Annotated in this window: 16 protein-coding genes and 1 tRNA gene; 14 read left to right on the forward strand and 3 right to left on the reverse strand. The window is 34.4% G+C overall.

The window, feature by feature from the left end; genetic code table 11:
- Nucleotides 1-2 precede the first annotated feature (2 nt).
- From murJ to LBD46_05600, 4 genes are all read left to right on the forward strand, one after another.
- Nucleotides 3-1,559 carry a murein biosynthesis integral membrane protein MurJ gene (gene murJ, locus LBD46_05585; GenBank protein ID MDR2426633.1) on the forward strand — a complete coding sequence of 519 codons (1,557 nt, stop codon included), beginning with the start codon at nucleotides 3-5 and terminating at the stop codon, nucleotides 1,557-1,559.
- Entirely contained in the window at nucleotides 1,560-2,177 is a 618-nt protein-coding gene (locus LBD46_05590) for a DUF4230 domain-containing protein (protein ID MDR2426634.1), read from the forward strand.
- Nucleotides 2,178-2,317: 140 nt separating this feature from the next.
- Nucleotides 2,318-3,547: an excinuclease ABC subunit UvrC gene (locus tag LBD46_05595; protein MDR2426635.1), complete on the forward strand. Its 1,230-nt coding sequence runs from the start codon at nucleotides 2,318-2,320 to the stop codon at nucleotides 3,545-3,547.
- Nucleotides 3,544-5,691 carry an ATP-binding protein gene (locus LBD46_05600; GenBank protein ID MDR2426636.1) on the forward strand — a complete coding sequence of 716 codons (2,148 nt, stop codon included), beginning with the start codon at nucleotides 3,544-3,546 and terminating at the stop codon, nucleotides 5,689-5,691. Before LBD46_05595 ends, LBD46_05600 begins: the two co-directional genes overlap by 4 nt.
- Before the next feature lie 453 nt (nucleotides 5,692-6,144).
- Here LBD46_05600 and LBD46_05605 read toward each other — a convergent pair whose 3' ends face one another.
- From LBD46_05605 to LBD46_05615, 3 genes are read right to left on the reverse strand one after another with little or no spacing between them, the layout of a single operon-like run.
- Nucleotides 6,145-8,268 (reverse strand): glycosyltransferase family 39 protein, encoded by a 2,124-nt coding sequence (locus tag LBD46_05605; protein ID MDR2426637.1) that lies wholly within the window; start codon nucleotides 8,266-8,268, stop codon nucleotides 6,145-6,147.
- On the reverse strand, nucleotides 8,268-8,969 hold the full coding sequence (locus LBD46_05610) for a polyprenol monophosphomannose synthase (GenBank protein MDR2426638.1): 702 nt from the start codon (nucleotides 8,967-8,969) through the stop codon (nucleotides 8,268-8,270). Before LBD46_05610 ends, LBD46_05605 begins: the two co-directional genes overlap by 1 nt.
- A gap of 13 nt (nucleotides 8,970-8,982) precedes the next feature.
- Nucleotides 8,983-10,116 (reverse strand): glycosyltransferase family 9 protein, encoded by a 1,134-nt coding sequence (locus tag LBD46_05615; GenBank protein ID MDR2426639.1) that lies wholly within the window; start codon nucleotides 10,114-10,116, stop codon nucleotides 8,983-8,985.
- 343 nt (nucleotides 10,117-10,459) lie between these two features.
- Here LBD46_05615 and LBD46_05620 point away from each other — a divergent pair.
- The 10 genes from LBD46_05620 to LBD46_05665 all read left to right on the forward strand — a co-directional run bounded on the left by LBD46_05620 (nucleotide 10,460) and on the right by LBD46_05665 (nucleotide 19,666).
- Nucleotides 10,460-10,533, forward strand: a tRNA-Met gene (locus LBD46_05620).
- A gap of 397 nt (nucleotides 10,534-10,930) precedes the next feature.
- Nucleotides 10,931-12,457 (forward strand): PorV/PorQ family protein, encoded by a 1,527-nt coding sequence (locus LBD46_05625; protein ID MDR2426640.1) that lies wholly within the window; start codon nucleotides 10,931-10,933, stop codon nucleotides 12,455-12,457.
- Nucleotides 12,457-13,023 carry a dephospho-CoA kinase gene (locus LBD46_05630; protein MDR2426641.1) on the forward strand — a complete coding sequence of 189 codons (567 nt, stop codon included), beginning with the start codon at nucleotides 12,457-12,459 and terminating at the stop codon, nucleotides 13,021-13,023. The genes LBD46_05625 and LBD46_05630 overlap by 1 nt, the downstream gene beginning before the upstream one ends.
- Complete coding sequence (locus LBD46_05635) at nucleotides 13,016-14,266, forward strand: NAD(P)/FAD-dependent oxidoreductase (GenBank protein MDR2426642.1); 1,251 nt, start codon at nucleotides 13,016-13,018, stop codon at nucleotides 14,264-14,266. The genes LBD46_05630 and LBD46_05635 overlap by 8 nt, the downstream gene beginning before the upstream one ends.
- Complete coding sequence (locus LBD46_05640) at nucleotides 14,253-14,522, forward strand: hypothetical protein (protein MDR2426643.1); 270 nt, start codon at nucleotides 14,253-14,255, stop codon at nucleotides 14,520-14,522. Before LBD46_05635 ends, LBD46_05640 begins: the two co-directional genes overlap by 14 nt.
- A gap of 51 nt (nucleotides 14,523-14,573) precedes the next feature.
- Complete coding sequence (locus LBD46_05645; protein MDR2426644.1) at nucleotides 14,574-15,107, forward strand: OmpA family protein; 534 nt, start codon at nucleotides 14,574-14,576, stop codon at nucleotides 15,105-15,107.
- 27 nt (nucleotides 15,108-15,134) lie between these two features.
- Entirely contained in the window at nucleotides 15,135-17,804 is a 2,670-nt protein-coding gene (locus LBD46_05650; protein MDR2426645.1) for a hypothetical protein, read from the forward strand.
- Nucleotides 17,805-17,815: 11 nt separating this feature from the next.
- On the forward strand, nucleotides 17,816-18,331 hold the full coding sequence (locus tag LBD46_05655; protein MDR2426646.1) for a hypothetical protein: 516 nt from the start codon (nucleotides 17,816-17,818) through the stop codon (nucleotides 18,329-18,331).
- Between the two features lie 9 nt (nucleotides 18,332-18,340).
- Nucleotides 18,341-18,889 carry a dTDP-4-dehydrorhamnose 3,5-epimerase gene (gene rfbC, locus LBD46_05660; protein MDR2426647.1) on the forward strand — a complete coding sequence of 183 codons (549 nt, stop codon included), beginning with the start codon at nucleotides 18,341-18,343 and terminating at the stop codon, nucleotides 18,887-18,889.
- A 270-nt stretch (nucleotides 18,890-19,159) separates the two neighbouring features.
- Nucleotides 19,160-19,666, forward strand: a complete 507-nt coding sequence (locus LBD46_05665; protein ID MDR2426648.1) for a hypothetical protein — start codon at nucleotides 19,160-19,162, stop codon at nucleotides 19,664-19,666.
- Nucleotides 19,667-20,133: the final 467 nt, after the last annotated feature.

The following is a 20,133-nucleotide window of genomic DNA, read 5'->3' on the forward strand; positions in this document are numbered from 1 at the left end:
CAGTGGAAAAGGAACATAAACAGCTTACCAAAAACGCGGGAAAAACGGCTTTCGGCACAATGCTTTCAAGAATACTCGGCTATATCAGAGATATGCTTGTCGCTAACTTATTCGGCGCCGGAATTTTTGCAGATGCTTTTTATGCGGCGTTCCGCATACCGAATCTTTTTAGAAGGCTTTTAGGCGAAGGCTCTTTTTCTGCGGCTTTCATTCCGGTATTCAGCGAATATCTTAACACGAAAGAAAAAAGCGAAACTCAAAAATTCTTAAATGCCGTTTTTACGGCTTTATTTTTGGTTTTGCTTATAGTGTCCGTTCTTGGAATGTTCTTTGCACCCGTGCTTGTAAAAATAATAGCATGGGGATTTACAAATGATCCTGAAAAAATGCAGCTTACCATAGAACTTACAAGGCTAATGTTTCCTTTCATTTTGTTTATATGTCTTGCCGCTTTTCTTCTTGCAGTTTTAAATACATTATATTCTTTCTTTTTGCCGGCGTTGGCGCCGTCTGCTTTAAGTGTTTGTGAAATATTTTATATTTTGGCTTTTGCTCCGCTGTTTAGTGCTGAAAGCCAGATAAAAGGTCTTGCTGTAAGCGTCATCGCGGGCGGAACTATTCACTTTCTTATACAATATCCAAAACTTAAAAATTTAGGTTGGAATCTAAAATTTAATTTTAATTTAAAACATCCCGGCATAAAAAAAATAGCTTTTCTGATGATACCTTCACTTATAGGTCTTTCCGTAGACCAAATAAACAGTTTTGTCGATACGATATGTGCTTCTTTTCTTGACGGCGGCTCGATAACGGCTTTATATTATTCCAATAGGGTTATGCAGCTTCCACTTGCGATTTTTGGTCTTGCTTTTGCAAGTGTATCTTTGCCGGCAATGTCAAAAGCATATGCTCAAAAAGATATGACAATGCTGAAAAATTCTTTAAACTATTCGATACGTTTCACGGTTTTTGTGCTTCTTCCTGCTGCGGCAGGATTAATGGCTGTAGGTCTGCCAATTATACGCTTATTGTTTGAGCACGGCAAATTTGATTTTTCCGCGTCTTTAATAACAAACAAAGCACTGTTTTTTTATTCCATAGGACTCCCCGCATATGCGATGGCAAAGATTTTTGCCAATGCTTTTTATGCTTTTCAGGACACGCGCACTCCGGTAAAAACTGCCATCTGGGCAATGATACTTCACGTTATTTTGTGTATAATTTTAATGTATCCTATGGGAGTGAGCGGGCTTGCTCTTGCCACGGCTTTAGCATCGTATTTTAATATGTTTTTGCTTATACTCTATTTAAGGAAACGGATAGGCAAACTTGGCCTGATGAAAATAATATTTTCAGGGTTAAGAGCGTCGGTCGCGGCTGTGGCTACGGCAGCCGCCGCATGGTATGCCTGCAAAGTGTCCGATACGATTTTTATATCGGTTCCCGCAGCCGTATTTGCGGGAATTATCGCGTTTTTAGTGATATCAAAACTGTTTAAATCTGAAGAATTAAATGCTCTTTTTCAAATATTTAAGAGAAAAACAGTTCAAGGAGATTAAATGTATTTAAAATACTTTGTCATTTTGTTTATTTTAGTTTTGACTCTTTCCACAGGAATATTGATAGGAAGTAAAATGTTTTCAAACTTCAAAATAACGGAAAATGAGTCAAGCACGGACATAAGAATAGCTGTAAAAGAAATACTGCCGGCCGCTGAATACACAAGTCTTATTTACCATTATACATCCGTAATAACTCATTCTGAAGCCGCAAAACTTTTCAGTGTTGATATTCCTTTGACAGAAAAAAAGGCCATATATACTATAGATGGAACAATAAAGATGGGGTTTAATTGTGAAAACATACAAATAGAAATCACTTATGATAATATAATCATGCGCATGCCTAGAATAATGATATTGTCACATGAAATTTATCCGGAAACTTTTAGCCTGTTTGACGAAAGGTCAAGTCTTTTTAACAGATACACTTTAAAAGACGCCAATGCAATACAACTGGCAAATAAAAGCGAGATGGAACTGAAAATACGACAAAACAGAGGCTTGTACGTACAGGCAAGAAAATTTGCAGAACAGCAATTCACATCTTTGTTGGAAAATATGCCAGGCATAAAAGGAAAATATACAATAGTGTTTGAATGGAATTCAAAGACGTAGCGTCAGGAATCGAGAAGGTGTTGCATCTATTGCCGCTGACGACAAACTTCTCTAAGTTTCAAAACAGCTGATCTTCAGCCTTTAAATTAACTATGAATAAATATCTTGAAAACATACCAAAACTTCCAGGCGTGTATATTATGCGTGATGGAATCGGGAACATAATATATATAGGTAAAGCGATAAGTCTTAAAGACAGGATTTCGTCTTACTTTCACGCAGATATAAATTCAAAAGCTGCGGCAATAATATCGGCGATGCGTAAAATAGATTACATTTTGTGCGTTTCTGAAAATGAAGCTTTGATAGTTGAAAGGCAGCTTATCAACAAAGTTAAGCCGTATTTCAATGCAATGTGGAAAGACGATAAATCTTATCCTTATATAAAGCTGACAAATGAGGATTTTCCAAGACTTTTTATAACTAGAAAAAAGCTTAAAGACGCTGCTTTGTATTTCGGGCCGTATCCGCAGGCTTTCTATATGAAAAAACTTGTCCGCTGGTTGTCAAAACTTTTTAAAATGCGTACATGCAAGTTAGAATTTTCAGAAGACAAGTCTCCGGATGAAAAAAAAGTAAAGTCATGCATATATTTTCACACAGAAATGTGTCCGGGCCCCTGTATGGGTAAAATTTCTTCGCAGAAATATAAAGATTCCACAAAAGACATCGAGCTCTTTTTAAATGGAAAATTTAAAAAGCTTGAAGATGAATGGGAAAGTAAGATGTACGAACTGAGCTCAAAAATGGAATTTGAACAAGCAAAAGAATTGCGCGACAGGATCTTTGCCGTTCGTTCAATGGGGGAAAGAGTTATGATAACGAAAATTACGAAAGAAGACATAGAAAAATCCGTTGAAAGAACTGACAGCATCAGCGAACTTAAACAGGTTTTAGGACTCAAACATATGCCTGTGGCAATAGAAGGTTTTGACAATTCAAACATGCAAGGAACAAACGCTGTTTCTTCTATGGTAAGATTTCTTAACGGGCTGCCTGACAAGAAAAATTACAGAAGGTTTAAAGTTAAAACAGTAATCGGAGCGGATGATTTTGCTACAATGCGGGAAGTGGTTTTGCGCAGATATTCTGGACTGATAAGAAGAAACGAGAAAATGCCGGATCTCATTTTAATTGATGGAGGCAAAGGACAGCTTGAAGCAGCAAAAAGTGCTCTTGACGAAATGCAGCTTCCTCTTCCTTTAATTTCTATCGCAAAAAGAAATGAGGAAATATTTATGCCACATAAAGACAAACCACTCATATTAAGCAGACATTCTCCCGCTTTAAGGCTTTTACAATCTGTAAGAGACGAAGCGCATAGATTTGCCATAACGTATCACAGAAAACTTAGAGAGAAAATAATATGAATCCACTGGGAGTATTTTATTTTTTATCTTCGATATTCACGGCGGCAGTCGTTTTTACGACTATGTCAAGAAAAGGAAAATCCAATGTAAACGTTTATTTTTCGCTTTTCTGTCTCTCGGTAACGATATGGTTTTTTTGTTTTGGAAATATGGTCATAAGCAAAAATGAGCACAATGCATTTATATGGAGCAAAATTGGATTTACGGGAATAGCTTTTAATGCGATTTTTCTTTTAAGATTCGTTTATGCCTTTACAAAAAAAATCGTAAAGTCACAGACTTTTATTTTTTTCTATGCGGCCGCTTTGATTTCCGTCGTTTTAAATTTTGCGGCTGGCATTTTTATAAGCGGCATAAGTGAACATTTTTTTGGGTTTTATCCTCAGGCGGGAATTTTATATGTCATAATACCGTTGCAGCTTATCTTTTTTATTTATTTGTGTTCAAAAAATTTAAAATCCTATTTAAGACGACCGGACTTAACCGCTTACCGACATAAGCAAATAAGAAATATCAATAAATCCCTTTACATCCTTTATGTTTTGCTTTTAGATATTGTTTTGACTTTCGTTGGTATTTCAATATATCCGCCGGGCGCGGTTGCAATGGCGATTTTCATATCGGCAATAGTCATAACTTTAAGAAGATATGGAATTTCTGACATAAAAATCATTATAAGCCGAGCCTGCATAATGATAGGGCTTGCGGTCGTAATTTTATCTTCTTCGTATTTCGTGTGGAAATACGCGAACTCATGGTTAATATCTTCTGTATTGACTTTTATCTTAACAGTTATAGGAACATATATCTACAGAACTGCCGTGGACAAGGCCGAAGATCTTTTTCTTGCGGAACAAAAAAAATATCAAAACACGCTCATACAGGCGGCAAGCGGCATGGCAAGAGAGCATAATCTCTCAAGACTCCTGAAACTTATATCCATGATAGTAATGCACGAACTAAAAGTTAAAAACTTTGCTGTATTTCTTGAAAACAGTGTAAAAAAAACTCTTGAATGCCATTATATAAGGCCTTCTGTTCCATGTGAAATCATATTTTCTTATTCGTATATGCACCCTTTTATAATGTTTATAAGAAATAAAAAAAGGCCTTTTGTTGCCGCCGATCTGCCTTTATACATAATGAATTCGGCCGATCTGCCTTTCCGACCAGATTTTATCATTCCTTTTTTCTTCGACAACGGCACAAACGGCTTTATGATTCTTTCGTCTAAAAAAGACGACATGCCTTACACCAGAGAAGATATAAGAACTTTTGAAGCTCTTTCACGTCAGACTTCTCTTGCCATAGAAAGTTGTTTGTTTTTTGAAGAGTTTAAACGTACGCAGGAAAAAATATTTGCCGCTGAAAAACTTGCTTCTGTGGGCGGACTTGCCGAGGGCGTCACTCATCAGATAAACAACAGATTAAACCAGTTTTCGATGATTGCAGGAGAGTTGAAATATGAAATCGAAGATTTTATAAAATCAAATGTGGAACTCGTAAACGAAAATGAGATGCTGAAAAAAACAATGGATTACGTGACAGAACTTTCTGATTCTTTAACGCAGAACATCAAACGCACGGATACCGTTATAAAAGGCATTCTAAACTATTCGAGAGCTGAAAAGCAGGGAACATGGTTTTCGAGCTTTTCCCTTCGGGAAGTTTTTGACCTTTCTCTTGAACTTTTAAAACTGAAACACAAACTTCACAAGGATTTTTCCATAGAATTTAATTTTCAAAACGATGATGATAAAATATACGGCATACGTTCGCAGATTATAGAAGCCGTGTACAATATCATAGATAACGCCTATGAAGCAACAAAAGAAAAATACGAAGATTTGAAAGAAGCAGAAAAACTCATGTATAAACCTTTAATTACAGTATCGCTAAAACATACAGACTTGAAACATATTTTTTCTGTGGAAGATAATGGCTGTGGAATAAAGGAAGAAAATATAAGCAAAATTTTTTCCCCGTTTTTTACGACAAAATCTTCTTACAAGTCAGGAACAGGCATAGGCATGTATATAGTCAGAAGAATGATCGAAGAAAACCATAGAGGAAAAATTTCTTTTAAAAGCGAATATGGAAGAGGAACAAAGATTATTTTTGAACTGCCAAAGGAGATATTGTAATAAACCAAATTGGCGTAAACAAACAAAGACTCTTCTATAGGCAGCATAAAAATAAAATCAAATATAGCCAAAAAGTGATATGCAGGTTCTTGCAATAGGCGGAAAAAACCGACTCTCAGTGATGCGCAAAAACCTAAGAAAGAAAGTAATGAGGAAAATCTTGACACCGCTTTTCATACATTTTTTTTAGATGGGAAAAGGATAGATGAATCAAAAGATATAAAGGTAAAAGATTGACCGATGGACTTAAGGCAGTAAGTGTAATTAGAGAGTTAGAAACTATAAAGTCGATGTTTGCAAAAGTTTAAGTGTTGCTGAAGGATCGCATAAAGCTGAAAATTTTATTTTGCAAAATTATATTATAAAACATCAATCATATTATTTCAAAATAATGTTTTAAAGAATTCTGAAAGGATGGTTTAAAACATGGTCAAAGGGATGAATTGGCCGCTATTAATTTTTTGTGTATTTTTTAAATAATCTCACCATTACATATGCGATCATTGCGCCTATTGCTGCGCCGGTTAGTACATCTGATGGGAAATGGCTTCCTACGTATATTCTTTCGAAACCCATTCCAAAGGCAAAAATTATATACCAATACCAATACTTTTTTACCAACATATACATAACCGTACATACCGCAAAAACCGTATTTGTATGTCCGGAAGGAAAAGAATTTTTGTGAACAGTTTCATAAAAAACATTTACATTTTCGTCTCCGAATACACTTAGGGGACGAGGTCTTTCAAAATAAGCCTTCATGAAATATACGATTAATGCAGATGTCACTAAAACGCTTGTCATAAGCATTATATCCGTCCAGAAATGTTTTTTATCGGAGGTCCACATAATAGCTATTGATATTATTAAGATTGAAATTACTCCTAGATTAAAATTTTTTGAATCGCAAAAAGAAATCACCGACATGTAAAAATCTAAAATTTTAACATGCATAATCGAATTAATAAATTTAAAAACTTCATGATCGGCTTTGATAAGTCCATCGGAGATATTCTTTTTATCTCTGAGAATATTTGCCGTGTATTTTTCTTCAAGCCTTAACGGTTTAAATTTTTTGCATTCGGTAAAAAAGAAGTTTTTAATTTTTTTGCCATTTCTGTATATAGAAAATTCGCGTGGCTGCGAATATGTATCAAAAGCGCTGCCATATTTTTGAGGGTCAAAATAAAAAAAATCGTTGCATATAAAAATCGCATCTCTATCTGCCAATTTTTTCAGACTCCTCTGCCATAAATCATAAGCGTCTATTTTGTCACTTAAACAATAAATTCTGATGTCTGGCGCGGCGAAAGCTATCTGACTTGCAAGATAACTTTTATGTGTAAATATGAAGGGCTTGTTTTTATCGGGATAAGAATTCGTTATCTTTTTTATTTCCTCTCCGACTTCTTTCCAGCCAAATAAATCATTTGAAATATCGACTCTTTCCGCTTCAGGTATGCCATATTTGATTTTTTGAGCCTGCTGTTCGGGCATAAACTTTTCGATGGGTATAATTTTATATATTAAGTGCAGAGATGCAATAATAAGGAAAATTATCGTAAATGCCCATGCGATAATCGTATAAATTTTAAACCATTTTACTTTCCAATATTCAAGAGTTATATGGGCAACGTATATTGTTAAAACAAGATAACCCATGGCAGGCCAATGTGGCAAAACTTCATTAAATGTGGCTATAAAGTTGAAAAGAATTAATGTCGGAAGAGAAAAACAAGCAATAATTAAAGCTGTTCTGTCTTTCTTTTTCCATGCTTCTTTCACACATAAAAAAGCGGCGGCAAAAAAAACTAAAAATATTGTCGGCGACAAATATCCTGACTGCGCTCCGAGAGACCGCAAGAATAAAAGCAAAGAAAATTTTGGCATGGAATTCCCAAAACCATGTCTCATCTGAAAACCGAAAGAAGCCCAGTTATTTTCTATATTCCACAAAATTACAGGAATAAATATCGCCGCCATAATAAAAAATGCCAGATATGGTTCTTTCTCTTTAAACCAAAATCTGTGTTTCGGCGAAAGAATTAAAAATAAAGTAATTCCTATGGGAATCATAATGGCATTGTATTTGGAAAGCAGTGCAAAACCGACTATTACTCCCAGAAGATACCAATATTTTTTCCCGTTTGTTTCTATTATTAAAAGAAAAACAAGCAGAGAAATAATCCAAAACAATGCTAGAGGAGAGTCGGGAATCGATACTACTGAACCTAAAAATGAAAATACGGGCAAAACGTTTAATAAAAGCGCTCCTACAAATGCCGTTTTCTCATTGTAAAGCTTTGAAGCGCAGATAAAAAATATCCATGAGGCTGTAAAAAAAATAATTACTGCAGGAAAACGCACAGCAAATTCGGTATTTCCGAAAATGAGAGTTGAAAGTTTGATTATATAAGCAATAAGCGGCGGATGGTCAAAATATGACAAATCCAAAAATTTTGTATAAACCCAATAATGCGCTTCATCTACGGTTAACCCCACTTTTCCTATAAAAAGCAGCCTTAAAAAAGCCGTAACGGCGTTAACCATCCAAAACCGTAATTTATAATCCATTATACGCTGCCCGTTATCTTTAGTTTTAACACCTTAAACAAATATTTAATAAGCGTACTTGGACGCAGCTTTGATTCGCCCGACATTCTTGAAAGAAATTCTATCGGATATTCTTTTATTGTAAATTTATTTTTTTTCAAATAGTAAATAACTTCAGTCACGATAAACGGATCGTCCGCTTTTAAATCATCGACAAACTTTTCTAAGACTTCTTTTTTAAACATTCTGTATCCCGAAGTAGGATCTTTTATCTTTATCCCCAACATTATCGATAAGTATAATTTCGAAATATTACTGATGATCCGCCTTAAAAAAGTTCTACTTTCGTCTTTTCCACCGTTGATATAACGCGATCCTATAACCACATCGCATTCTTTTATCATATCGTAAAATTTTGGTATATATTTCGATGCATGTGAGCCGTCACCGTCCATTTCCACTATATATTCGGCACCTATTTCTAAGGCTTTTTTAAAGCCATCCTTTCCAGCATAACCCCTGCCTTTTTTTTCTTTTCTGAGAAGCAGATAAACTTTTGGATTTATTTTTGACAATTCTTCAACTACTTTATAGGTTCCGTCCGGTGACATATCATCTACTATCAATACATGTACATCTATACCGCAATTCAAAACGTCTTCTATCATCCGTTTTATGTTTGCGGCTTCGTTGTAGGTGGGAATCATTGCCATTATTTTCATATAGATTAATCCTTTATAAATATTTTTCAACCGCTTCTATAACTTCTCCGTCAGAGATTAAATCCATACAATTTTCGTCGAATTCACATTCATGCCTATAACAGCATATACAGGATTTTTTTGATTGAAGCTTTATGCCTCGTCCGTAAACTTCAATTTCAGCAAGCGAAGTAGGACCGAATATTGCAACTATATTCTTTTTAAGTCCCGCCGCAGCATGTAAGGCCATTGTGTCCCCGCAAACAATTATATCGCATAAATTTATCATCGCAAAAAAATCTGCAACTGTGTTATTTATGCCGGTCGAATAAACATTTTTAATATTTTCATTCAAAATAGAATTTATTTCTTCTTCGTCATCTTTTCCACCTAAAAGTAGAATTATGTATCCTTTTGACGAAAAATGTTTTGCTATAGAGATAAATCCGGAGGTATGCCATTTTTTCATTCTCCATCTTTTACCAGCTCCGGGATTTATTCCGATGATTTTTTTCTCGAGTTTAATATCATTTTCTTTTATAAATTTTTTGGATTTTTTAATGGACGACTCTTTAAGTTCGACGACTATTTCGTAATCGTCTTTGGGAATTTTTGTTATTTGAGCCATCCAATGTTGATATGTGAAGATATTGTCTTTTTTTAATTTGTCGTAAGCGCTCATTTTTAACCATTTTTCGGCAGCTTCATTTGAACAGACAATATTTCTGTTATTATCCAAAACATAACCGAAAATTGCATGGTTGCATGAAAGCTTTGCAAGAGTAAGGCTTTCCGCAGCCAAGTCAAGATTTATGACGATATCAAAAAAGCTTATCGCAAGAAATTTATTAATTTTTTCATCATTGATTATTATATCGTCTATATATTTGTTATTTTCGAGTACCTGCGAATTATTTTTATCTACAATCCATGAAATTTTGCTTTCTGGATAAACTTCTTTTAACCCTTCGAGCATAAACGTAGTTCTTAAAACATCTCCCATAGCGCCGAGTTTTATGATTAATATTTTTTTCTCTTTGCTTTGAGATGACAATTTCTCATACTTTTTACATTCGTCGCAGATCATATCATTATTTTTCTGGTATATGCACGGACGGTCAAGAGGAAAATAAACGCAATCTGTATAGACGTCATATTTATCTTTCATAATTTACTAAGAATACAAAATTTTGAAAAAACGGTCAAACTGGAAAATATCCGAGAAACAAGGCAAATATTTGAAAATTGCTGCATATTTTCCGTTAATGAAAAATATAATCTGATGTATAAAAAATAATATGCCATTTTATTGGCAGATAGAATACACCACAGCAATCTTATGCAAATATCCTGACTGACATACAACCAAAAATATGTCAAATGGAAGAATTGACTTCTTATACTCTCCGTCGGAAATTGAGTATATCACAAATGATTTTATAAAAGTTGCTACCATGAACAATCGATTATAGTTTGACAAAATATAAAAATGCTGGTATAATTCTATAAATCGCGGGGTGGAGCAGTCCGGTAGCTCGTCAGGCTCATAACCTGAAGGCCGCAGGTTCAAATCCTGCCCCCGCAATAAAAAATATTAAACAGCGGCTTAGTCTAATGCCGCTGTTTTTATATAATTAATACGAATCAATTCAAAAAGCTATAGCATTTGTACTTGTTTTTGTTGCTGCTCGGTTTTCTGGTTTCTAAATTTTTCCTGTCTTAATTAATAAAAAATGTATAAAACAAATGAATTATTTTGTATAATAGTTAATTGCCGAGTATAACAGATAAAAATTATTTACCTCTGTTTATTAAGCAAAAAATTAATTTTATAAAAAAAAGATATCATCAGCTCAATGCATTATCGTTAAAATATTTTTTTAAAATAAAGTTCTTTTTTATTTGTGTCTGTACATTGTTTTTATATGTGAATAAAACATTTTAAATATTTTATTTGATAAAAATAGAATGGAGCTGTTTTAATGGCAATGATAAAAAAAATTATCTTTTCTCTTATTTTTGTATCTTTTCCGATTTTTTCTTATGCTGCAACTTCAGTGGGAACTACTGCCGTGCCGTTTTTGAAATACGGCGCAGGGGCGAGAGCGGCGGGTATGGGTAACGCTTTTTCAGCCGTAACCGAGGCCGGTTCCGATATGATTTATTGGAATCCTGCGGGTTTGGCGCCAATAAATAGACAAGATGTTTCGCTGATGTATTTATCCGGGCTTGAAGGCATTTCTTATGGATGGCTCTCATATGCCATTCCTACTCTTTATGGTTCTTTCGGAGCTGCCGTACAGTATATGTCTTCGGGAAATATAGATGGCAGAGGAATAGACGCGCAATCTATTTCGGATTTTTCCACTTATGATTTGGCAGTGTCATTATCTTATGCGAGATATTATAATTTCAAAAATGCTGGCGCTCTTGATTATGGGGCAAATTTGAAATACATTTATTCAAAGATAGACAATTCGGCTAGTGCTTTCGCAATCGATGCCGGAGCAGTATTTACATTAAACGATAATATGACGTCATTTGCAATTGTTATGCAGAATGTAGGAACAAATTTGAAATACAATGAAGAAAGTGAAGTTCTTCCTTTTGTCGTAAAATCTGGGATATCAAGGATATTTTTTAAAAAACTTCTTGTAACCATTGATTTAAATTTTCCTAATGACAATGATATTTTTCCTTCGTTCGGAGCAGAATATCAGATAAATATAATACAGAATACCAATATAGCATTGAGAGCTGGATATGACGGCAGGCAAAAAGATATTGACGGTTTTTCCCGCATAAACACTGGTTTCGGATTAAAATACATGGATTATATTTTCGATTATGCTTTTTCTCCTTACGGAAATCTCGGAGATGTTCACCGCGTTTCTATCGGCATGATGTTCGGAAGAGAATTTGATAGAGAGGCCGCACGTAAAAATAAAGAAGAAAAAAAGAAAGAAAGAGAGCAAAGGATTTCTCAGGAGTTGTCTCAGTCGCATGTTCATGTTCAAGGTTACGCACAGCCTATGCAAACCGATGAGATAATTTATGGAAAAATATTTTCCGATTATGAATATGTGGAAGAAACTGAAGCTCAACCGGTACGGCCGGTAAGAAAAAATATGGAAGAAGTTGCGGTAGTCAATTTCATTTCTCCGAGACTTCCTTTGCATGAACTCAATGTATATTCACAAATGTTGAGAAAACAGTTATTTGAAACGGGGGCTTTTTCACCTTTAGAAGCTGAAAAAGTTAAAAGCATATATTCAGGAAATGTTTTTCTCAAAAATGGCGACATAAATAATATTTTTAAATTCACCAAAGTGAAAAAGGTTATAATCTGCAGCGTTATAAGAAGAGGAGATAGTCTTAATTTTGCAATAAGTGTTTACGATGAACAGCTCAAAGTTAAAAAATACAATATGGTAAGCAAGAATTCTTTCAGGTATGCAAATGAAGCTTTACAAGATTTTGCGCAGCAGCTTGCAGAGGAAATACAATAATGATAATAGGTTTAACCGGCTCATATTGCTCCGGAAAAGATACCGTAGCGGATTATATAGTACAAAAACACGGTTTCGGACATTATTCTTTATCCGAGATTATCAGAGAAATAATGAAAGATGAGAATATTGAATCTACCCGGGAAAATCTTATCGTTTTTGGAACAAATCTCAGAGCGCAAAATGGAAATGGGATTCTTGCAAAAAAAGTTTTGGAGAAAATGGAAGACAAGAATTATTGTATAACTTCAATAAGACATCCCGACGAGGTAAATGAACTAAGGAAAAGAAAAGATTTTATTTTAATAAATGTTGATGCTCCAAAAAACATACGTTTTGAAAGAATGCGTAAAAGAAAACGTACGGGTGATCCAGAAACTTTTGAAAAGTTTATCGAATTTGAAAAAAGAGAATCACAAAACGAAGGAACTGGACAACAGCTTACAAAATGTGCGAAAATTGCAGATATGATTTTTATAAACGATTTAAACGATATTAATGCTTTAAACATAAAAATAGAACAGCTTCTTTTCGATATTTCTCTCCGTTTAAAACAAAATGTCTGAAATTTATGATGTTGTAATTATAGGAGCAGGAGCCTCTGGAATGACGGCCGCTGGCCGCGCTGGAGAAAGCGGACTAAAATCCATTGTTTTAGAGAAAAAATCACGTCCAGGAATAAAACTTTCGATTACGGGAAAAGGAAAATGTAATTTAACAAACAGCGCTGCCATAAAAGATTTTGTTAAATATTTTAAAAACGGAAAATTTCTATATTCGGCTTTTAGAACTTTTTCAAATGAAGACACAATATCTTTTTTTGAGAGTTTAGGAGTTGCCTGTAAACTTGAGAGAGGAGGAAGATATTTTCCCATAAGCAATAAAGCTTCGGATATAGTGAATGCATTGATAAAATACGTTAAAAAAAGCTCATCGATAATCACATCTTTTGAAGTCAAATCTGTCACTAAAAAAGAAAACCTATTTATTATAAACGATAAAATTTTTACAAATAACGTAATTGTTGCCTGCGGGGGAATCACTTATCCGTCTACAGGTTCAACAGGCGACGGATACAAAATCGCCGAATCTTTTGGTCATACGATTTCAAAACCTGCTGCGGCTTTAGTGCCGGTGAATTTAAAATCCGACTATTTAAAAGAATTAAAAGGTTTAAAACTTAAAAACGTTGAAGTTTCGCTTATCAATGGAGACACGATTGAAGCAAAAGAGTTCGGAGAAATGGAGTTCACTGCTTTCGGAGCTGATGGACCGATAATACTTACTTTGAGTGGCATTATAAGCGATATAACAAGTAATCCAAAATTATTCTTGTCTTTAAATTTAAAGCCGGCACTTGATAAAGATCAGATAAATCAAAGGCTTATCAGAGAACTGGATAAATTCGGTCAGTATCAGTTGAAAGATATGTTCAAAGAACTTCTTCCCGTACAGATTATAAAACCTTTTATCAAATATTGCGGTTTGTCTATGACAAAAAAATGTTCGCAGATTAACAGATATGAAAGAAAAAAGATACTGAATTGTCTTGTCTGTTTCAGTTTTGAGATTTTATCCTTGAGGGACGTAAAAGAAGCGATTATTACCAGGGGCGGAGTCTTGACCGATGAAATAGATCAAAAAACTATGCAGTCTAAAATCGTTAAAGGGCTTTATTTTTGCGGAGAAGTTATCGATATTGATGCACCTACAGGAGGCTTTAATTTGCAGGCTGCGTTTTCAACGGGCTATTTGGCTGGAAATTCAATAAAAAAATATAATTCGGAGAATAAAAATGAGCATATTTGAAGCAGTTATGATGTTATGTTTTGGAAGTGCATGGCCTTTTTCCATATATAAATCTTACATTTCACGCAGCAATAAAGGTAAAAGTATTTGGTTTTTAATAATAGTTATAGTCGGTTATTTAAGTGGGATTTTGTATAAAATCTTATATAATTTTGATTATGTCGTAGCTTTTTACATATTTAATCTTCTTTTGGTTGCAGCTGATTCTGCACTTTATTTCAGAAATTATATTATTTTAAAAAAAGAAACTGCCTAAAGCGTTATCTTGAAAGTATCAGGTAAAAAATTATATAATCCGATATATTATATGAAGAGAAAATATAAAATATTCCTTGTACTATTGTCGTCATTGTTTTTTTCGGCTTGTTGCTCAAAACTTCAAAACCATGGGGATTATCTTGACGGAGCTTATATTCACGAAAAAAATAAAGATATGTTGTCGAGCAAAGAAATTTTGGTTACTTCTTTATTTGTCGCGACAAGCCATATTCCAGAAGAAATAAGAACGGATATAGAATTTTTTGAACATGGAAAATCTTTTCTTTCAAAGGAAGCAAGAAATAAAATCGACCATTTTGCCGCAAAGATTCTGACTTATGAAGATTATTCGATAACGATTGAAGGACATGAAGACATTTCCGAAGCGGGTTACGAAGAAAATTGCAATAAGATTTCGATACAAAGAGCTGAAAACGTAAGAAGTGCACTGATAAGAAACGGTATAGACAAGGATAAAATAGAAGTTACATCAATAGGAATATCGTCCCACCATTCTAAAGAAAAGATGGAAGAAAGTAAGCAGCAAAACAGAGTAGTTATTATTGAAGCGGAATTTTGGTAAAAATTTAAAATTAATCGGGAGCTTGGGATGTCAAAAATTTGGAGTTACAATGATTTTGGAGAGTTGACCGTAAACGATTCAAGAAAACTGCCTCAGCCTCTTATTCATATGCTTGCCAACGGTCCGCATTATTTTTCAATTTGTGATAATTTCTTAAGAGGTTTTAGCGGTTTTGATTATACGAAAATGTTCGGAGAATTTGACGGTCCAAATTTTCCGAAAGGGCAGGCAAGATTTTTGTGGGTAAGACCTCACGGCGAAAAGCCTTGGCTTGTAAATAATTACGATTTAACAGTTACTGAAACCGAGGAACCTAAATACGAAATGGGATTGGGATATGCGCGTTTCGGCGGAAAATCAAAAAAAAACAAACTTTCTGTGTCAGCTACAATATTTGTGCCGATCGATGAAATGACCGAAATATGGTTAGTAGAAATTAAAAACAATTCTAGTAAAACACAAACAGTTGATTTTATTCCTACCGTGCCTATATTTGCTGGAAACAGGGCTTATGCAGAATACCACAGAGACGTCGTAAGGCTTTACAATAAAAGCAAGATAACCGACCATATTGAAATTCTTCCGGGTCTTGAGTGGGTTGAAGGTTTTACGGATTCAAGTGATATCTGTTATTTTATGGGAGCGCAGACGCAAAAGGGCAAAAAAGGAAACAGGTTTTATTCGGACAGGGAAACTTTTCTCGGTGCGAATAATATGTGGCTTAAACCTCAGGCTGTTCTTGGCAATGAAGTGCCGAAAGCTCAATGCTATGGAAAAGAAGCCGTAGGGGCAATTGAATTTAAAAATGTTTTGATTCCCACAGGCAAATCTGAAAAATTCATAATAGTTAACGGCATTGCTTTTGACGGAAGTAAAGGTGCAAAAAAAATTCTAAAAAAATATGATTATGCAGGTGTACAAAAAGCTTTTGAGAGATTAAATGCGTTTTGGCGTGAAAGGACATCGAGAGTTGTCATAACTACGGGAAACAACAATTTTAATGTTTCATGGAATAAATGGTGGTGCTACCAGTTGTCAATGAGATACTGGTTTGGCAATACGGGACATCCGCAGACGGATTACGGTTCTGACTTTTCTGGCTGGAGAGATTTTTGGCAAGACATGATGGCAGCTACAGTTGTCGATCCCAAAGGACTTGAAGAGAGAACGATGAAAACTCTTGAGGGGATCCGCATTGACGGAACAAATGCTACAAGATTTTTTGCAAGAACAAAAGAGTTTGGCAGTGATGAAATAAACGGATTATGGTGCGATCATCCTTACTGGACGGTACAAACAGTTATGATACTCGTAAATTTTCTCGGAGACTATGATTTCCTGTTTCGTTCTGAAATAGCGTATTTTAAAGACGCTTACAGAAGCAGAGGCGAAGTCAAAGATTTTAACTGGAAAGCAGGTGCTATAGGAAATCAGAAAACCTCCAGTGGTTCAATTTATAAAGGAACTGTTATCGAACATCTTCTGGTGCAAATGCTTACGATGTTTTATGACGTAGGAAACAATAATCTTCTCAAGCAAAAAAGGGCAGACTGGAATGACGCTGTAGATCAGGTAAAGGGAGAAAATATAACTTTTACCTTCGGTATGGCTTTAAACTGCAATGAAGTCGCTGATTTGCTTGAAAAAGCCACAAAATATAAGAATATCGCTGAAATTGAAGTTTTTGAAGAGCTTGCTATGCTTATAGATAAATGGAAAACTCCTGCTGACATACCGGCAAAGGAGCGTTTTAGAAAATTGTCAGCTTATCTCAATAAAGTAAACGGTAAAATCAGCGGTAAGAAAATTAAAATAAAAGTTGACGACATATTAAAAGATTTGAGAAACAAAGCGAGGCTTTCGATTGCAAATGCCAATAAAAAGGCATGGAACGGCAGCTATTACAGCGGGTATATTTTTGATGACGGAAAAGCCGTTGATACTATATTTAAGAAAAACGCTTTATCAAAAAAGAATCCTTCTTCTGACGATTTTGAAATAATGCTTATGCCACAGACTTGGTCGCTTGTGTCGGGCGGAGCGGATAAAATTAAATCGACCGACAAAGTGATAGATTCGGTTTTAAAATATCTTTATGATAAAAAAGAAGGAGCTTTAAAATTGAATTATCCTCCTTATTTGAAATTCGACAAAGCGATAGGAAGAATTACAGGTTTTGCCGCGGGGACAAAGGAAAATAACGCTATTTTCTGTCATGCGAATTTATTTTTCATATGGGCTATGTTAAAAAGAAATAGGGCGGAAGACGCTTATAAAATATTTTCCGGAATCAATCCACTCAATCACAAACACGAAATATTCAGAAGTGGACCGTGGATACCTGAATATTACGTTTCTTCGGATAATCCGAATATTGCCGGAAGAGGAGAATATCCGATACTTACCGGTTCGGCGGCATGGACAAGATATTTGTTTCAAAACTTTTTTTTCGGTGTCAGAGGAGAACTTGACGGTTTAAGAATAGATCCGCATCTTCCCGCAAACAAAGACTTTGCCGAATGCTCATTAAGCATAAAGTTCAGAGGCGCACATTACCATATAAATTTTTTTAATAAAAATCTTAAGAAAAATACTGAAGCAAAAAAAATTATTGTCGACGGGAAAGAAATTTTTGGAAATTTGATTTCCGCTTTTGAAAAAGGTTCACACAATATTGAAGTACATCTGGATAAATAAGGGGAATAACCATGAAAAGAATTCTTTTAGTTTTATTTGCCGTTTTTTTTGTTATATCCGATGTTTATTCCACTAATCTGATTAAAATCACAAAAATTACAAACTCAATACAGATAAAGACTCCCGATGGAGAAATTGTCATATACAGAGATATCAACAAAATTCCAGAGTTGATATACGGATCGAAAATACTCGCTTTGGGCGGTACGGCAGAAATTAGAATTTTTAATATGGCTTCGGTTACTCTTGAAAAAAATCAGGAAATTCTGATTTTAAAACATCCTGTGTCCAAAGAAATAGAAATTTCAAAAGTAGAATCGAGAAGTAGAAATCCCATAATAAAAGTGTGGCTTGCAGATTATGCTTTGGCAACTTTCGGAAGTGACACGAGAGTGACTTTTCATGAAAAATATCCCAGCATCGTTTTTAAAGTAAGAAGGGGAGAAGCTTTGGTTAAAGGACGCGAAGGAAGATACGCTATAGCTTCCGGCGAATATTATGAAGCCAAAAAAAATCTTTTGAGATAGGAAAAATAAATGCCATTCATCTTTAGAAAACTTGATATTCCTGACGTATTTGTGATTGAGCCTAAAAAATTTGAAGACGAAAGAGGTTTTTTAGGGGAATTGTTTCAAGAATCAGCTTTTAAAGACGCCGGAATCAGAAGACATATAAGACAAATCAATCTTTCAAAATCGTCAAAGGGTGTTTTAAGAGGACTTCACTATCAGCTTAATCCTCACGCTCAGGGAAAATTTGTGCGTGCAGTTTGTGGAAAAATATTTGACGTAGCGGTAGATTTGAGAAAAAATTCTCAATATTTCGGAAAATGGGTGGGAATAGAGCTTGATTCGCAAAGTTTAAACATGGTATTTATTCCAGAAGGTTTTGCGCATGGATTTGAAGTACTTTCCGAGAGCGCCGAGTTTGAATATTTTTGCACGGAAATTTATAATCCCGAACATGAAAGAGGAATTCTTTACAATGATCCCTTCTTAAATATTTCGTGGAAAACAAAAAATCCGATAGTTTCACAAAAAGACACTTCTTATCCTTTATTTGAAAACGCCGAATATAATTTTTAATATCACAAACAGAGCAGCAGTTGAAAATTTTATCAACTGGTTCATTAGATAAGCTTACAAAAGAATTTATTAAAGTTTTTTAAATTCAATAATATTGATTTTAAAGCTCCCGATGAAAATACGCTTGACATAACTGCGGCATGCATGAAAGCGGTTGAAAGAGAACTTTAAGTCGCATATCACTTACAAATTCTGTATATGCAATATCTTCAAAATTTCAAATAAGCATGCCTTTACTGGAAGATTCTTTGGAAAAATACGCAAAACAATATGAAGATTAATAATTTGGATAAATTAATTTTTGCCGTAAATTATTGCGATATGGATAAATTCCATATGTTTATGCGGGATTTTAAGACAAAAAAGGATGTATTTAATAAATATGTGGATATATTATGTGAAAAAATAATACTCAATAAAGATTTTTTGGATGGGTTTGATTTTTTTGTTTTTGTTCCATCAAATAATTTGCAAAGAATAAATTTTTCAATGAAAATTGCGCGGATTTTATCTCAAAAACTCGGTAAATTTTTAAACGAAAAACTTCTTCAAAAAATTAAAGTAATAAAAGAACTCAAAACTCTTCCAGAAAAAGAAAGATATAAGGAAATAAAAAATTCCTTTACGGCATCTTTAAAAGGCGGAGAGAGAATATGTATTGTCGATGATGTAACTGCATCCGGTGCAACTTTAAGCGAAATCTCAAAAATATTAAAATATGCTGGAGCGTCTTGCATATACGCAGCTGTAATAGTGTCGTATGATATGCAAAAATAAATTGTTAGGGTAAAGGAGATATATCCCCATTTAAGTTAAAGGCTATTTTTTACAGGATATATTGTTTGTTAAAAAGTTGACTGAGCTAATCGCTTAGGACATTTACTTAAAGGCACAAGACCTTTTAACCCTAATTCTTTTTTTGCTTTACGCCATCGTTTAATAATTCTTTCATTAATGCCAGTTATTTCAGATATTTCGCTTAAAATTAGTCCTTTTGGCTTTAATTATCAACTTTGACCCTAACGGAAAAGATTATTTAGAGTCACGAAAATAGTATAAAAAAGTTCACATAAATTTTACAATGGGGTAACAAAAAATTAACAAGGGGAGGGTATAATGATATGTGGTGTGGAGAAGGGAGGGAGAGGTAAGATGTGGTGTGGAGGAGGAGGGAAGGAGCTGTTGATGTTTATAGTATTTATAGTAGGTATAAGGAGAAGGAAGGGTAAAAGTGAAAAAGGAAG

The sequence above is a fragment of the Candidatus Endomicrobium procryptotermitis genome, from assembly GCA_031279415.1.
Taxonomy (GTDB): domain Bacteria; phylum Elusimicrobiota; class Endomicrobiia; order Endomicrobiales; family Endomicrobiaceae; genus Endomicrobium_B; species Endomicrobium_B procryptotermitis.

Bases quoted from the DNA above. Each gene is read 5' to 3' on its own strand.
- LBD46_05590 (MDR2426634.1), top strand. From the start codon at position 1,560: ATGTATTTAAAATACTTTGTCATTTTGTTTATTTTAGTTTTGACTCTT.
- LBD46_05595 (MDR2426635.1), top strand. From the start codon at position 2,318: ATGCGTGATGGAATCGGGAACATAATATATATAGGTAAAGCGATAAGT.
- LBD46_05600 (MDR2426636.1), top strand. From the start codon at position 3,544: ATGAATCCACTGGGAGTATTTTATTTTTTATCTTCGATATTCACGGCG.
- LBD46_05605 (MDR2426637.1), bottom strand. From the start codon at position 8,268: ATGGATTATAAATTACGGTTTTGGATGGTTAACGCCGTTACGGCTTTT.
- LBD46_05610 (MDR2426638.1), bottom strand. From the start codon at position 8,969: ATGAAAATAATGGCAATGATTCCCACCTACAACGAAGCCGCAAACATA.
- LBD46_05615 (MDR2426639.1), bottom strand. From the start codon at position 10,116: ATGAAAGATAAATATGACGTCTATACAGATTGCGTTTATTTTCCTCTT.
- LBD46_05625 (MDR2426640.1), top strand. From the start codon at position 10,931: ATGGCAATGATAAAAAAAATTATCTTTTCTCTTATTTTTGTATCTTTT.
- LBD46_05630 (MDR2426641.1), top strand. From the start codon at position 12,457: ATGATAATAGGTTTAACCGGCTCATATTGCTCCGGAAAAGATACCGTA.
- LBD46_05635 (MDR2426642.1), top strand. From the start codon at position 13,016: ATGTCTGAAATTTATGATGTTGTAATTATAGGAGCAGGAGCCTCTGGA.
- LBD46_05640 (MDR2426643.1), top strand. From the start codon at position 14,253: ATGAGCATATTTGAAGCAGTTATGATGTTATGTTTTGGAAGTGCATGG.
- LBD46_05645 (MDR2426644.1), top strand. From the start codon at position 14,574: ATGAAGAGAAAATATAAAATATTCCTTGTACTATTGTCGTCATTGTTT.
- LBD46_05650 (MDR2426645.1), top strand. From the start codon at position 15,135: ATGTCAAAAATTTGGAGTTACAATGATTTTGGAGAGTTGACCGTAAAC.
- LBD46_05655 (MDR2426646.1), top strand. From the start codon at position 17,816: ATGAAAAGAATTCTTTTAGTTTTATTTGCCGTTTTTTTTGTTATATCC.
- rfbC (MDR2426647.1), top strand. From the start codon at position 18,341: ATGCCATTCATCTTTAGAAAACTTGATATTCCTGACGTATTTGTGATT.
- LBD46_05665 (MDR2426648.1), top strand. From the start codon at position 19,160: ATGAAGATTAATAATTTGGATAAATTAATTTTTGCCGTAAATTATTGC.